Origin of the sequence: Moraxella lacunata (assembly GCF_900453205.1) — a bacterium.
Classification (GTDB): Bacteria; Pseudomonadota; Gammaproteobacteria; order Pseudomonadales; family Moraxellaceae; genus Moraxella; species Moraxella lacunata_B.
Genome location: NZ_UGQU01000001.1, coordinates 722,081 through 738,360 on the forward strand (window position 1 = coordinate 722,081; position 16,280 = coordinate 738,360).

The following is a 16,280-nucleotide window of genomic DNA, read 5'->3' on the forward strand; positions in this document are numbered from 1 at the left end:
CTTGATTGGTTTTCTATTTTTAGCCCAAGTCTTGTACATTGTTATTTGATATGGAGAAGTTATGAATCACATTTATCGTGTTGTTTTTAACCATGCCACAGGCGTGTGGCAATCAGTATCGGAACTCGCTCGTTCAAAAGGCAAGACCAAATCCATTAAAAGCCTTGTGTTTGCGATTGGATTAGTGATGGGTGGGCAAGCTTTGGCAGAGCCTACCATGCCTCCAAATACCACACCCAATATAAGTATAAATGATTCCACCATCAAAATCACTCAAAGTGGCACATTAACAGAAGACACAACTTATGACGCTTTTGACACCCAAATCATTAACGATGCAACATTGGGCGTAAAAAATGCCACTTTAACCACAACAGGTGGTTTAAACGTTGGCGAAATTGATCATACTGGCAAACTGATTGCCGATGGAGCGGTCATTAATGTGGCTCGCTATGGATTTGGTGTTGGGGCTAGTATGTTTAATGTCAATAATGGTAATTTGGTACATTATGGAGGCTATGGGGAGGCACTTTTTGACAATGCTTCTTCATTGATTGTAGGAGATAATTACTCCATGAGTGTAAGTAATGGTAAGTTAACCCTACAAGGTGGTTCTACCGCCACCACCAACTACCTTAATTCTAATGGATTAACTACCGTTGGATACTCGTCTGCCATTACCTTAAAAGACCCTAACACCAAAGTAACTGCCAATGTCATCCGAATTGGTGGGGGAAATTACGACTCTGCAACAGGTCTATATCACGGCAACCTTAATATCAACAATCAGGCAACTGCTAACACCACCTACCTACAACTTGGCAACTTTGAAAATGGCTCAGGGGAGATTACTGTCTCAGATGCCGGCAGTAGCATTAACAGCACACGGCTGTCACACATTGCCGATAAAGGCAAGGGTATATTAACAATCAAAAATGGGGCAAAATCAACCAACGAATATATTTTTTTGGTGTTAATAGTACAGGCATGGGAGTTGTTAACGTTCAAGATACTGGAAGTGAATTTATTTCCAACAAAACAACAATCATTGGAAAAGAAGGCACAGGCGAGCTAAATATTAAAGATGGTGCAAAAGCAACCATTTCGGATATTCTCTTTATTGCAAATCAAAAAGGCAGTCATGGAACAGTACAAATTCTTGGTGAGGGTAGTCAGCTAAATACTAAAAATCATGTCGTTGTTGCCGATGAAGGGGATACCAATGGCAAGTTAATTATCAAAGACACCCAAGGAGATAACACCATCGGAGCGTGGCTAGTCATCGCACAGGATACCAACTCCAACGGTCATGTAGAAGTTGAGAATAGCACCCTTAATGCTCAAACGGTTATTGTCGGTAGCAAGGGAGATGGCGAACTTTCACTAAACAATGCCATTCTAAACCTAAACAGCTCATCAAAGTTACATATCGGAGACGCAACGGGCGGTACGGGTAATTTTACCAGTAATGGCAGTACTATTAATGCCAAAAATTTCTTTATTGCAACAGATACTGACACTCATGGCAAGGCTACTGTTAACAATAGTAGGATTAATAGTGAGATTTTTGCAGTTGGGGTTCAAGGTATCGGCAATGCCATCGTTCATAACAGTACCCTGAATGCCGTCAAAGAATTAGCCATTACCAGCAAAGAAAGCACCACAGACACCCTTGGCGAATTAACCCTAAGTGGTAATAGCACAGTAATCTCACCTACTGTATCATTTCATGGTAAAGGCAAGGGCAAGCTGACCATTACCGACAGCGCGCTAAATACCAATGATATTGATAAAGCTGACACAGATCAATCCGCCATCATCAATCTTAATCGTGCAACCATTAATGTTAATACACCCACCAAACCTTTGTTTGCAAACTTTACTGCTACTGACACCATAGCAATTGATAATCAAGCCATTTTCAACACCACAGATATCACCACTATTGCTGACACTGCCCGTATCACAGGCACAGGTCATTTTATCAAAGACGGTTTAGGCACTCTAAACATGGATGTCCAAACAAAACAATGGACAGGCGAAACCCACATCAACCAAGGCACACTACAACTAAACGGCGACTATGTCATGACTGATGATGAGATACTTGCCATTCGTTTAAATAATGCAACAGATTATGGTAAAATGTCTGTATCAGGCACTGCTGACATTACCAATGGTCATCTAAAAGTATTTGCCAAAGACATTATCAAACCCTTAATTACAGGCAATAGTCCTACCGCTGAATTTAAAAACGTGGTAACAGCAGGGGCACTGACTGGTGAATTTAAAGGCGTGGACATACTTGACGTTAATGGTGATAAGATTGACACTAGACTGGGGGCGGATTATTCCGATGCCAATAAAGTACATCTAAAAATCCAACCTGAAAACACCACGCCCGTAGTACCGCAACCGCAACCGCAACCGCAACCGCAACCGCAACCGCAACCGCAACCGCAACCGCAACCGCAACCGCAACCGCAACCGCAACCGCAACCGCAACCGCAACCGCAACCGCAACCGCAACCGCAACCGCAACCGCAACCGCAACCGCAACCGCAACCGCAACCGCAACCGCAACCGCAACCGCAACCGCAACCGCAACCGCAACCGCAACCGCAACCGCAACCGCAACCGCAACCGCAACCGCAACCGCAACCGCAACCGCAACCGCAACCGCAACCGCAACCGCAACCGCAACCGCAACCGCAACCGCAACCGCAACCGCAAAAGTCTAGCACCTTTGTAGATGCAGTCAATAGCCAAAATAAAAATTCTTTATTAAATTTGGCACAGGTATTGGACACGCATAAAGACGCCAATACCAAACCATTAGGACTGGCATTGGCACTGGGTGCAAGCGGTCTTGATAATGCCAAGCTCACCCAAGGAGCATCTGAGCTTGCTCCGCTCATGCATGGCTCTACCGCTCATGTCATCGCCAACGCCCAAGACTACGCTTTTGGAGCAATACATGCCCGCCACCTAGACCGCTCACGTTCGGTCTGGGCAAAAGCGATTGGTACGCAGGGCAAATTACAAGAAAATGAGCTTTTGGGTTATGACAGTACAGACATTGGGGCGATTGTGGGGGCAGACACAGCGGTAGGTCGTGGTAACATCGGCTTAGCACTGTCCTACATTCATAGTGATGTGGACAGCCGTGGCAATGCCCGTCATGATGCCACTGTCAAATCCGCTCAAGTACTAGGCTATGGTGACTACGACATCAATGACAAGGTTTCTGTTCATGCCACCGTGGGCGTGGGACGAGCAGACATTAATGGCAAACGCCACATCAGTACGCTCACCGCAGGTAATACCACCACTGCCACTGCCGACTACACCGCAGACACCGCCCAAGCAGGTTTTGAGATTCGTCATCGCTTTGGTACAGACACACGCCACATCACGCCATTTATTGGCATGAAATACACACATGTCTCATCAGACGGCTACACCGAAACAGGAGCAGGCGTGTACAATCTGGCAGTACAAAAGGCAAGTTTTAATGAAATCAGCCAAAACTTCGGTATTCGCTTACAACAAGCAATCAGCCCACGTACGACCATTACGGGCGAGCTGTCAGGGTCGGTTTATGGTGGCGAACGTACGCCCATTACAGCAAGTTTTGTCAATGCCGATGACAGTGCCTTCACCCTAAACGGTCAGGAGCTTGGACGCACGGCGGGTAATGTCGGTCTTGGCATGACCTACAAGCCCACAACCAACACCACCTTATCGCTTGGCTATCAAGGTCAATGGCGTAAGAACTATGACAATCAAGGAGCCGTACTAGGCTTTGAGATGAAGTTTTGATTGGCAATAAAAACAAAGAGCTGTCGCAATGACAGCTTTTTTTATGAGCTATTCTCAATCATACAAGTCCCTGATTTATCAAGGGTGAATTACAACCCACGCCTACAACCAGAAAACAACCAACCAGTAATCAATAAGCCACCATGTTAAATTGAGATTAAAAATTTTTTATACAGATGATTTTGATATCTAATCCACCCCTAACAAATTTGATGCTTATCACAGGCTCTATCGGAGCTGACTGTGCACACCCTTTATTGGCGTTATTTGAGATAAGCCCCCTACCACACATCATTAAGTTTGTGGTAATTTTAAAGTTTCTTAGGTGTAAATTACTTTTACTTTATTAGTTTGCATAAAAAAGACCTTACATGAAGGTCTTTTTTTATGCGATTGACAATCCATCATTCAACAGGGTTTTGTGATAGTGAACGAACATAGGCAGCAAGTAGCATGATACGCTCATTACCTAGCTTGGTTTGCCACTCAGGCATCACACCAGCACGACCATGACGGATGGTGGTCTGTACAGTTTCACGGTCACCGCCAAACAGCCAAATATCATCTGTTAAGTTAGGCGCACCAAATGCAGTTAGACCTTTAGCGTCAGCACCATGGCATAGCACACAGTTTGCCTCAAAGATGGCTTTACCTTGTGCTACTAGCGACTGATTAAGCTCGCCATTGTCCACGCCCGCACCATGCCCACTAGAAATAGATAGAACATATTCAGCAGCGGCACGAACCCCAGACTCGCCCAGTTGTTTTTGCCATGCTGCCATCGCACCAACACGACCGTTATGAATGGTAAGCAAAATCTCATCTGCATTACCGCCATACAACCAATCATTATCAGTCAAATCAGGATAGCCTGTTGCACCTTTAGCGTTAGAGCCGTGGCACAAAGCACAGTTTTGTAAAAATAGGCGGTTACCTACTTTTTGTGCTTCTGGGTCACCTGCCAGCTTATCTACATAAGGAGCAAGCAATTTAACCTGCTCATCGATTTTGGCTTGCAAGTCTGAATCAGGCTCAGCATTTTTGCGTTGCTCAGCTTGTAGCTCAGAGAGTTTTGCCAATACAGGTACAGCATCAGTTGCACCAGCTGCCGCCAAGATGTTTTGTTCAAAGTTTTCAGTAAAAACTTTATTGTTGGCTTGCAGTTGGCTATTTAGCTCGTTCTCTGATGTCCAAGGCACCTGCTGACCATCAACTTCTACGGTTGTGATGCCTTTCCAACTATTTGGCTGGATTGAAGGGTATAGTACGAAGTAACCTAAACCCCACACCAAAGTACCAAAGAACACCACAAGCCACCATTTTGGCAGGGGTTTGTCATATTCACGAATGCCGTCGTATGAATGTCCTGTTGTCTCATCTTCTTCTAGCACAGGCTTGGTTTTTAGAGTCCAAACAAGTACCCCAAAAATAAAAACCCAACAAGCCAGCGAAAAGATGGTAATCCAAGAACTCCAAAAAAAGCTCATTGTATATCCTTAGTGCGTTGTGATGACAATTTTTCTAATTGATTGTCATCTAACGCAAGTTGTGCATCTTCTTCAAAGCGTTTTTTGTTTTTTGGTGAGTATGCCCACCACGCCACACCGATGAAAGCAATAAATGCCACCACCGTTGCGATACTATGTAAAACGCCCCAATTCATTAGCGTTGACCTTGCATGGCAATACCAAGCTGTTGCAGGTAAGCCACCAATGCATCAAGCTCGGTTGCCCCCTGTACTTGGTCAGGCGCCGCTTCAATGTCAGATTCGGTATAAGGCAAGCCAAAACGGTCTTTAAAGATACGCATTTTTGCTTGAACCTTACTGCCATCGACCTCATTCTTGGCAAGCCAAGGATAGGCGGGCATGACTGATTCTGGCACCACCGAACGTGGGTCAATCAAATGGTCAATGTGCCACTGGTCAGAATAACGACCACCGACACGGGCAAGGTCAGGACCAGTACGCTTAGAACCCCACAGGAACGGATGATCCCATGTAGATTCAGCGGCACGGCTATAAGGTCCATAACGCTCAACTTCAGCACGAAGTGGACGAATCATCTGCGTGTGACAGACGTGACAACCTTCACGGATATAAATATCACGACCTTCTAACTCTAACGCTGTCCAAGGACGCATGTTAGGAAGTGGCTTATTCACACCGCCTTGCTCTGGTGAATTTTGGTCAAAAATCAATGGATAAATCTCAACCAATGTCGCAAAGCTAATCGCAATCACAATAAAGACAACGAGTAAGCCGGTGTTTTTCTCAACAATTTCATGTGTAATGTTAGACATGGCTGCTCCCCTTATGCTTTGACGGTGTCATTGTCAAAGACTTCATCACGACCTGTATTGACTTCATCAGGCTCGGCAAGACGCTCAGGAATACTAGGCATCTTAATGGTCTTATAGCAGTTATAAGCCATCACAAGCATACCGCCAACATAAAGCAGACCGCCCAATGCACGCACCACATAAGGCCAATGTGAAACCACGACAGTTTGGATAAAATCATAAGACAATGTACCATCATCGTTGGTCGCACGCCACATCATGCCTTGGGTAATGCCCGAAATCCATAGAGCAACAATGTACAGAACCGTACCTGTGGTCGCAAGCCAAAAATGCACTGTGATAAGGTTGGTTGAGTACATTTTTGCTTTGTTATAGATACGTGGTAGTAGGACATAGATAGAACCAATGGTTACCATACCCACCCAACCGAGCGCACCAGAGTGTACATGTCCGACCGTCCAGTCGGTGTTATGACTCAGAGCATTAACATATTTAATTGACAGCATTGGACCTTCAAAAGTACTCATCGCATAGAATGACAATGCCACGATAAGGAAGCGAATGATTGGGTCAGTACGCAGTTTATCCCAGCTACCAGACAAGGTAAGCACACCGTTAATCATACCACCCCAAGAAGGAGCGAATAAAATCAGCGAGAATACCATACCCAAAGACTGAGTCCAGTCAGGCAGTGCTGAGTAATGCAGGTGGTGTCCGCCCGCCCACATATATGACGCAATCAAAGCCCAAAAGTGAACAATGGATAAACGATATGAATACACAGGACGACCAACTTGCACAGGAATGAAGTAATACATCATGCCCAAGAATGCTGCTGTTAAGTAGAAACCTACTGCATTATGCCCATACCACCACTGCACCATGGCATCTGTTGCACCGCCATAAAGTGAATATGACTTCCACAGACCCACAGGGATTGCCAAGTTATTGACAATATGTAGCAGAGCAATGGTAATGATAAATGCCGCAAAGAACCAGTTGGCAACATAGATATGCGATGTTTGACGCTTGATGAGCGTACCAAAGAATACAATGGCATAAGCTACCCATACCAAAGCAATGGCAATATCAATCGGCCATTCAAGCTCTGCATACTCTTTGGCGGATGTCAAACCTAATGGCAGGGTAATCACCGCTGCCACAATGACCGCTTGCCATCCCCAAAAGGTAAACCACGCAAGATAAGGGGCAAACAATCTTGTCTTACAAGTACGCTGAACAATATAATAAGATGTCGCAAAAAGTGCCGAACCCCCAAACGCAAAAATCACCGCATTAGTGTGTAGCGGTCTTAAACGCCCAAAGGACAGCCAAGATGTATCAAAGTTAAGTGCTGGCCATGCAAGCTGTGATGCGATGAACACACCAACCGTCATACCAACGATACCCCAAAATACTGCCATGATGGTAAAAAGACGAACAATCGTAATTTCGTATTCATGGTCAACTGATGGGGCTACTGCTGTTTTAGATAGACTCATGGGATAGGTTTCCTGTGCAGCCCGATTTGTTTCGTTGTTTGATGAGATTAAATCATCAAATTTACGTTTTTTAACTATATTTATCTATTGTAACGCAAAATTTGCCAAATATCATCATCCAAATCCGCTTTTAGGAAAAAAAACCTTAAAAAAATTAAGGAAAAAATAGCAATCAAACAATGACCACAATCTTTCCCATGACTGGCTTACTCACGATGAGTTTGGCTTGCGTTAAATCCACACTCACAATAGGGTATTGTGGCGGGTTTCTCACCGTGTATTATACAACACAATTGTAAGTTTTCGGGTATGTTTTGTAAAAAATAAATGAAAATTTTCACATTTTTTTAAAATTTTTTGTAACTTTTGCCAATTTTTGACGATTTTAATCAATTTTTTTAATCAAAAAAGACAGCTTTTTATTAAGTTTAAAAACTTTCACCAAAATCATTTGGTTTTTATAAAATAAAAATTTAATCATTTTTTACTTATTAATTTGATTTTTAAAAGTAAAATTGATGAAAATTTGATGAATTTTGTGATATTTTTATAAAAAGCCTGCTTTTCAAATCATTTTTGTTTTATAATGAGCCATCTTGTTTATCATCGAGTTGTTTTTATGGCGAAATTTTTAAGTCAAGCATGGTTTGACGAAGTTCAAACTCTCAATGCTAAAGCAGGCGATTTACATCTACCGCCCAGCCTTGCCAACCTTATTGTCAATGTCAGTATCACAGGTGACGACCCCAAAGAGCTACACCTAAAAGCAGGTAAACTTGGTCAGCACCACACCAGTGACGCCGTTAGTACCATCAATATCGACAGCGACACGCTCGCCCAAGTCATCTCGGGCAAAGATGTTAATGTTGCCCTAGAAGCCTTTATGATGGGTAAAATCCGCATTGATGGCGACATGTCAGCGGTCATGGCACTACAATCTGCCAAGCCCAGTAGCGAGCAAAAAGCACTTTATAAAGAGATTTTAGGTGTGACAGAGTTTTAAGCTTTTAACCATCAGTTTTTTATAAACTCCAAAACAAAACCCTGCCATCAGACAGGGTTTTGTTTTTAGGGATGATTACTGACCATCATTGAAATTTTGATACGTCTCATCTTGGCGGATCTCATGACGCGAACCATCATTAGCAAATGCATAAACAGTAACATCAGCTTCCACACGGCGGTTTGGTTGCAAGCATTTAATTTGCTCAGCTCTTGGGGCATTGACATCACAGATGACATGCGGTAATGGCTGAGTTCTGCCCGCCCCTGAGGCAGTCAGCGTGCTTGATGTCACGCCTTTGCTAATCAAGTATTGGCGAACCGTTTGGGCACGAAGCATGGATAAGTTCATGTTATACATGTCATCGCCATAGCGGTCGGTATGACCTGTTAGGTTTACACGGCTGTCGCCACGTGCTTCCCATGCGATGAGCTTGGTGGCAAGTTCATCTAGCTTAGCACGCCCTTCTGGGAGCATGTCTTCTAATTTCCACTTATCAAACTTAAATAGTGCGTCAGCCTCAAGGGTGATTTTTTCTTTGATAATCGGTGCTTGGGTGATGACAGGCGTTGCCACAGCAGTCGTATTTGGGGCAGGTTTGGCATAATTGGCACAATCAGCAGGCATCCAGTAAAATTCTTGACCTTTAAACTTATCATCAAAAATCACTTTATACTGACAAATCTTAACCGAGTTGTCCGCTTGGTAAAACTTCATGATATAGTCCCACTCACGAGCACGATTTGCTTCGTTAAAATGTGGACGACCGATAAGCTGATATAACTCATCTTTGGCAACCCCTGGACGAATTTTGGAGAGATTTTCGCTGTTGGGGAATTGACCGTCTTTTTGCCATGCCTTATCAAGCTGTGGGAATACGATGTCATCTTTGTTATCGATGGTGCCATGCTCTGTGATGTTTGAGCTTAACTGCTTGGTACCCATGCAACCTGTCAGTGCCAACACAGACAAGGATAAAAGTGCTAATTTGTTCATAATAATGTTCCTAGCTATTGTAAAAGTAAACAGGTTAAAAATTGCACACCGATTGATGTGCAATTTTTTTTGTAAAATCAGAAGTGGAAGCCTGCACCCACCGCACCGCCGACGTTGCCTTGGGTGTCTGCCGAACCGCTCATCTTCAATACCCAACGACCGTTATCGGACAGCTTGGAGAAACCAACAGCTACCGCACCTTCACCATTGTAGCTGGCAATACCACCAGTTAGCATGGATTTACCTGGTAGGTACGCTTGTGGCAAGGTGGCCATCGCCATCGCTGATGAGACACCTGCATTGGCATCGTCTTCTACATCATCAATGCGGGCATCAATATGATTGATGCGGTTACCAAGACCTTCTGCCACAGCGTGTAGCTGACTGCCATTAATCGCATCGGTTGATGTTCTTGAGATCTCACCTGCGGCAACATTTTGGATACGGCGTTCTGAGCCTGAAGCACCGACTGATACCGCCCCGTTAGCTGTCGCACCCTCAAAGCCACCATAAGTCATATGACCGACTGTCGCTGTCTCCACCGTTCCTGTCGCACCTGCGGTGGTCGCTGATACGCCTTGACTGCCGTCGGTGTTCAAGGTTTTGCCAGTCGCTTGAGTGATGGCGGTGTTATTACCCAAGGCGACCGAGTTCTCTGCGGTTGCTACCACGTTGTTACCCACAACAAACGTGTTGTTAGTGGCGACATTGTTGTTATTACCCAAGGCATAAGAAGCACTACCACTTACAGTATTCGGATCACCAATGGCACCTGAATGACTGCCCGTGACCACGTTACCTGTACCGATGGCGATGGACTGCGCACCCGACGCTTGGGCTTTATCACCAATGGCGATGGACTGAGCTCCCAGAGCGTGAGCTTCGTTACCAATGGCAACAGAGGCATTACCATCAGCGGTGGTTCTAAAGCCAATCGCTGTGGATTTTGCACCGTTGGCTTGGGATTGATCATCATCATCACCACGCACACCGCCCACGCTACGCTCACCGCCGTTAAAGTGAATGTACTTGGTGCCTTGCTCGTTGATGTTTTTAATCGCAGTCAATACCGAATTGGTTTCAACCGTGCCAACACCTGCAGCATCATAGGTTCTTAATGCCTCATCTGCCGTTAAAGTTGTGGGTTGTTGATTGCTTGGATCATTTGGATCTTTCTTTGGGTCAATCACAGTCGTTACTGCATTGCCATTGCCGTCCACCACATTGCCATTGATGTCCGTACCGCCCACGATGTGATTGATGTTCGTGGTCGGAATGATGGCAGAAATCTGGCTTGTAACCACACTTGGTGCCACAGCCGTGCCAGAGCCGTCTTGTGCTGTGTTATAGCTGACATTACCCTGTGCATCAGTGATGGCATAGACTGGGTTGCCGCTGGCATCCACATAGGTGATTTTTGTGGTCTTGTTGTCCGCATTCACATTATAAGTCACCGTGCTGGACTTACCATCAGCCGCAGTTGTTACCACAGCTGTAGTACCTGTGCCATTAATAAAGTCTACTTTATCACTTGGTTTAATCAGATCACGCTCCTCACCATTGTTTTGCAAGTTCCAACCAGAATTATTAATGGCATTCGCCACATCGCCTGCCGTTGCAATCGCATTCGGGTTGGCTGGCGTGTTTACCGTGCCATTTGCATTACTGGTTAATGGTGTGGTGTTCACTTTAAGCTCGCCTGTCGGCGTGGTATTTATCGTAGTGCCGTCGGTTTTAACGTCAATCGCACCTGTATTACTATTTACCGTCAAGCCACTACCGACATTTACCGCCAAGTCAAAGGTTGTTGAGCCATCTTGAGCAACAGTCGGTTTTACAGATACTGTCTTATTTGTAGAAACCACGTTTTCTTTTGACCCTGCGACTGCTTGTGTTAGCTGACTGACGTTTACCGCGTCGGTCGGTGCTGTACCCACAGCGACATTGGTGATTTTATTGCCACCCATGTCCACGGTAGAATTCGCACCCACAGTGAGAGTGCCTTTTGGATTAATGGCAACATTATTTGATGTTATCTGATTCACAGCAATGTCATCTGCCAAGGCATAAGTTACCTTACCATTGACATCTTGTTTGACAGTCAGGTTTTTGCCTGCAGCCATATCAATAACATCACCTGGGTTAATAACTTCGTCATTGCCCGAAGCTTTTGTACCGCCATTGGCAGAAGTTTTTAGAGTAAAGCCTGAGTTATTGATGGCATTGACGATATCGCCTGCTTTAACAAACTTATCTGCATCAGCTGTTATTGGAGCATCAATCTTGCCATCATTATTGGCATCTGTTAATGTTGTGGTTTGTGGGGCTTGAGCAGTGGCTTTTAGCACACCATTTTCAATAACAATACTTGCATTATCTACATTAACATCGTATTTAACTTCACTAGACTTGCCATCAGCCGCAGTTGTTACCACAGCTGTAGTACCTGCACCATTCACAAAGTTCACCGTATCATAAGGCTTAACAAAGTCTTTCGCTTCGCCATTACCTTGCAGGTTAAAGCCTGCGTTCAACACATCGCCTACGGTTGCTGCGTTGTTGACATTTAGGTCAGCTGGCAACGCTTGTGCAGTGGTTGCAGGCTGATTAGTCGTGTTATACACATCGTTGTTGTAGGTATTTGGCAAGTTGCTTGCGACATTAGCTAAAGTCGTTGGGGCGGTTGTGCTGTTTGCTGGATTATTCATCGAAGCAATGACATCTGCTGGTTGCACTTTAGTGCCTGTGCCATCTGGACTGGTGTTGTAAGTTACTTCACCTGTCACAGGATCGACTTGCTTATAAACTTTGTCACCATCTTTGTTGGTATAGACCACAGGTATTTGGGCGTTCTCTACCACAGATTGGTTATTGATTTTAATGTCATAAGCAAAATTATCTCCTATGTCATTATTAGTATCAATCACGCTGATTGAGTTATCACTTGAGGCAACTGTTGTGCGAGAGCTTTTCAACTGACTTACATTTACTGCATCGTTGTCATCAGTACCTTCTGCTACATTGGTAATCTTAGTAGGTTCGCCGTTAGGACCTTCAACTTTGATGTTGTCGCCATCGCTCGTGATCTTAGGACCATCGTTGAACTGTACGCTGCTTACATTGATGTCATCAGCCAGATCATAAGTGATGGTTGAGCCATCACGAGTAACCGTTAGGTTCTCGCTACCCACATCAAAGGTTACGGTGTCTGATGGGTTGATCAGCTCAGTACCATCAGTGCCTTCAGCTGCTAGGTTCCAACCTGAGTTATTGATAGCGTTGGCAATGTTTTCAGCGGTAACGAATTTGTTTTTATCCGTATCAGCAGGAGCTTGCACCGCACCATCAGTATGGCTTAGAGTAGTGGTTTCCACTGATGGCACATTAACTTTAAAGTCAAGCGTGCTTACGCCACCTGTTGTTTCTGGGGTAGGCGTGATGGTTACAGAGCCGTCCTGTGAGGTAAAATTCACTTTATCACTCCAATTCACATCACCAACTTTATTGCTATCTGCTGTGCCGTTGGCAAATAAACCCCACTGACCTTTTTCTATCGTTGTAAATAACTGCGAGCCATTAATCGCATCAGTTGAAGTCGCAGAGATTTCGCCTGCTGCCACATTCATCACACGACGCTCAAGGTCTGCAGAACCCACAGATACCGCACCCGCTGCTGTTTTACCAGCAAAGCCACCATAAGTTACGCCAGCCACAGTCGCTGTATCCACCGTACCAGTATCACCCGCGGTTGTTGTTGTACCTTCAGCACCTTCTTTAGTAAGGTTGGCTGTGCCTACCGCACTACCTGCAGCGATTGTGCTGTCATTACCTAGGTAAACAGAGTTTTTCACTGTGCCTAGTACAGTACCGTTATCTGTGGTGCCGACGCCACTACCTAATACATAAGTGTTAGAGGTGTTGATATAGTTTTTGTTACCGACAGCACGAGAATTTTCTACAGCAGCCGTATCCGTCAAGCCATTTGCCAATACCAATTTACCTGCTGCGTCATAAGTCGCTGTCGCACCGATTTGGTTGTTGTTACCGAATGCACCGACATTGGTTGAGGTGCTGCCGACGGCATTGTCATTACCTAGGGTATACGAACCAGCACCGCTAACGATCGATGGGTCACCGATAGCACCGGCATTCGTCGCAGTTACAAGATTACCCGTACCGACAGAGATTGAGTTTTTTGCCAGAGCCTTAGCACCATTACCAATCGCAATCGCATTTGCCGCTGGATCTTCCACCACCCATACACCATTGACAACGCGGCGTGTTGTTGCCTTAGCTGCATCGCCAGCTGTCGCTCCAGTACCGATAGCAATACTATCATCAGCCTGTACTGAAGCACCTTGGCCGATAGCTACTGAACGATCGATATCTTTGGTGTTATTAAAGGTAGGAATAATATGCGTAAAGGTCACTTCATCTGTGACAGTCTTGCCAGTCAGATCCAGCTGTGCGCCTTTATAGCCATTAGCCGCTGCATCTTTGTTGTACGCATAATAGCTGCTACCATCTTTGATGTAGGCGGTAGCAGTAACAGTAGGTTGACCTGTAGTGTTATCGCGGATAGCCAGACGATACAGCGTAAGTGGATTGCTCATGGTGGCATTGGTCGCGCCGACGGCGATACGGTTACCCATCACCATGTTGTTATGAGAGGTGGTGCCGATGACATTGGCATTACCGATGGCGAAGTTATTATCACCGCCGATGATGCTGGCCTGACCGCCAACATTGTTTGTGGCAGTATTGCCTTGAGTAAAAATAGTATCCGCATTGGCAGTACGGCTTGATGCCGAGAATGCACCGGAATTCTGACCAAATACCGCCACCGCATTACCTACTGCTACCGAATAGGAGTTACCAACCAAAGAAGCTGCACCTACCGCCAATCCATTGTTTGAAGGATTGGCATTAGAGTTATACTGCATCATGACATGAGACTGTGCACCGACGGCGACAGCATCAAACCCACCAGCGGTCGATGAGTTACCGATGGCATTGGCACGGTCGCCCCAAGTACGGTTACTGTTACCCAAAGCGACATTCAGGTTATTACCGATGGTTTGGGAAGATGAACCCAATGCCGTTGAGTTATTACCGGCCAATACTTTAGCACCAGTACCGATGGCGATCGTATTACCGCTCGCTACTGGACCAATTTTAGCACCACTACCGATAGCGATACCGCTGTTACGGGCACCGCTGGTAGGGTTAATCTCCGCTATAGCACCCACACCAATTACGATATCGTTAACACCTTGGGCGGTCGCGTTGGTGCCTTGGGCGATAGAATGGTTACCAGCAGCACGAGAGTTATTACCCAATGCGATGGCGTTTTCGGCAGTGGTGTAGTTGGCACCACTGTTATAAGACACCTGCTTGGTGCTGGCACCGTTACCGATGGCGATTGACTGCTCGCCATAAGTCATCGCCGCACTACCGATGGCAACGGTACTGCGGGCGCGGAAAGTATCGCCCGTCGCCAATGCAGTACCATCGACATTTTTGGCTGAGCTAAAGTTATTGGCATTGGTACCGATGGTGACCGAGTCTTCACCAAAGTGCTGAGTACCGGCAGATTTACCTAGATTGATATTGCGTACACCTGTGGCATTTTGTCCTGCCTGCTGACCGATTGAGATGTTAGTGTTGGTGGCGATACTGGGGACATCATCTGCCTTGCCTTTGGTAAAGGTCGAACCCGCCACATAAGACACCGCACCAGTGCCTAGATTGGTCGCTTTATAGTCCGCCCCTTTGTCATTCAGTCCTTTGCCTGCATCTTGACCGATGGCGATGTCACGGGTATTGGTGGCTTGGGCATCACGGCCGATACTGACAGCATTCAAGGCAGACGAGGTACCATTACCGATGGCAACCGCACTTGAGCCTGTGATTTTGGCTGTCTTACCCAGTACCACGGCATTATTACCAGTGCCGTTGGTGGTTGTACCATCACCACAGATGACGGTGTCACTGTCGACATGATAAAAGCAGTGGTATTGTTAAATAAAGATAGATTTTAAGGTTTTCCGTTCGGACTGAGCTTGTCGAAGTCTAGGAAAACCGTTATGGTTCGACAAGCTCACCACGAACGGCTTTCTAGAAAAGTATACTCAATTAACAATACCAAAGCAGTAGCTAGCATTCGATCCATCCGGTGTCTGCTGTGCATTTGGTAAGTCTGCACCTGTAGCAGCGTGTGCTTGGGCTGCCAGAATCATACCTGACGCGACGAGGGTGAAGCGGATCAGCTTTGAGACACTGCCTGTGTCTGCCTGCTCAGTGCTGCCGACGGTGGTATTGCTGCCTTTGCCTTGGGCGCGGGCGTATTCACAGACCGCTTGGAAGGCTTTAGTGGATTTGTTATAAATCACACGATAGATGTTGTTCATATTTACCCTCTTAAAATGATGAGTAGGTGATGGATGATGATTTGTCCTAATTTAGCAAAAAATATTAACACATTAACAAAACCAATACAAATATTTCGGGAGTATTGCCAAAAAAATGTCAGTCCTAATTAATATTTTGTCAATATTTGTCAATGTCTATCAATATCTTGTCAAATTGATGTCAAGATTTTTAAAAAATCATAAAAAATAAATCACAATCAAAAATACATGAAACTTTATAACAAA

The 16,280-nt window shown here is 45.3% G+C and carries 10 protein-coding genes; 3 read left to right on the plus strand and 7 right to left on the minus strand.

Going from position 1 to position 16,280, the window contains the following annotated elements:
* The first annotated feature begins 61 nt into the window (after positions 1-61).
* Together DX073_RS03460 and DX073_RS03465 are read left to right on the plus strand one after the other, a co-directional pair.
* A complete protein-coding gene (locus DX073_RS03460) occupies positions 62-1,075 on the plus strand; it encodes an ESPR-type extended signal peptide-containing protein (RefSeq protein WP_115006372.1) in 1,014 nt (337 codons plus the stop codon).
* Positions 988-3,822 carry an autotransporter family protein gene (locus tag DX073_RS03465; RefSeq protein ID WP_115005590.1) on the plus strand — a complete coding sequence of 945 codons (2,835 nt, stop codon included), beginning with the start codon at positions 988-990 and terminating at the stop codon, positions 3,820-3,822. Before DX073_RS03460 ends, DX073_RS03465 begins: the two co-directional genes overlap by 88 nt.
* A 404-nt stretch (positions 3,823-4,226) precedes the next feature.
* Here the strand turns inward: DX073_RS03465 and ccoP are convergent, their stop codons facing one another.
* From ccoP to ccoN, 4 genes are read right to left on the minus strand one after another with little or no spacing between them, the layout of a single operon-like run.
* A complete protein-coding gene (gene ccoP, locus DX073_RS03470) occupies positions 4,227-5,309 on the minus strand; it encodes a cytochrome-c oxidase, cbb3-type subunit III (protein ID WP_115005592.1) in 1,083 nt (360 codons plus the stop codon).
* On the minus strand, positions 5,306-5,485 hold the full coding sequence (locus DX073_RS03475) for a cbb3-type cytochrome oxidase subunit 3 (protein WP_115005594.1): 180 nt from the start codon (positions 5,483-5,485) through the stop codon (positions 5,306-5,308). The genes ccoP and DX073_RS03475 overlap by 4 nt, the downstream gene beginning before the upstream one ends.
* Positions 5,485-6,123: a cytochrome-c oxidase, cbb3-type subunit II gene (gene ccoO, locus DX073_RS03480; RefSeq protein WP_029103454.1), complete on the minus strand. Its 639-nt coding sequence runs from the start codon at positions 6,121-6,123 to the stop codon at positions 5,485-5,487. Before ccoO ends, DX073_RS03475 begins: the two co-directional genes overlap by 1 nt.
* A gap of 11 nt (positions 6,124-6,134) precedes the next feature.
* Positions 6,135-7,625 carry a cytochrome-c oxidase, cbb3-type subunit I gene (gene ccoN, locus DX073_RS03485; RefSeq protein ID WP_115005596.1) on the minus strand — a complete coding sequence of 497 codons (1,491 nt, stop codon included), beginning with the start codon at positions 7,623-7,625 and terminating at the stop codon, positions 6,135-6,137.
* A 619-nt stretch (positions 7,626-8,244) separates the two neighbouring features.
* Between ccoN and DX073_RS03490 the strand changes: the two genes are divergently transcribed.
* A complete protein-coding gene (locus DX073_RS03490; protein ID WP_115005597.1) occupies positions 8,245-8,628 on the plus strand; it encodes an SCP2 sterol-binding domain-containing protein in 384 nt (127 codons plus the stop codon).
* Between the two features lie 75 nt (positions 8,629-8,703).
* On the opposite strand, the gene DX073_RS03495 is transcribed toward DX073_RS03490, so the two are convergent.
* The 3 genes from DX073_RS03495 to DX073_RS03505 form a co-directional block, all read right to left on the minus strand.
* A complete protein-coding gene (locus DX073_RS03495; protein ID WP_115005599.1) occupies positions 8,704-9,624 on the minus strand; it encodes an OmpA family protein in 921 nt (306 codons plus the stop codon).
* A 77-nt stretch (positions 9,625-9,701) separates the two neighbouring features.
* Entirely contained in the window at positions 9,702-15,560 is a 5,859-nt protein-coding gene (locus DX073_RS03500; RefSeq protein ID WP_115005601.1) for a YadA-like family protein, read from the minus strand.
* A 195-nt stretch (positions 15,561-15,755) separates the two neighbouring features.
* Positions 15,756-16,034 carry an ESPR domain-containing protein gene (locus tag DX073_RS03505; RefSeq protein WP_115005603.1) on the minus strand — a complete coding sequence of 93 codons (279 nt, stop codon included), beginning with the start codon at positions 16,032-16,034 and terminating at the stop codon, positions 15,756-15,758.
* Positions 16,035-16,280: the final 246 nt, after the last annotated feature.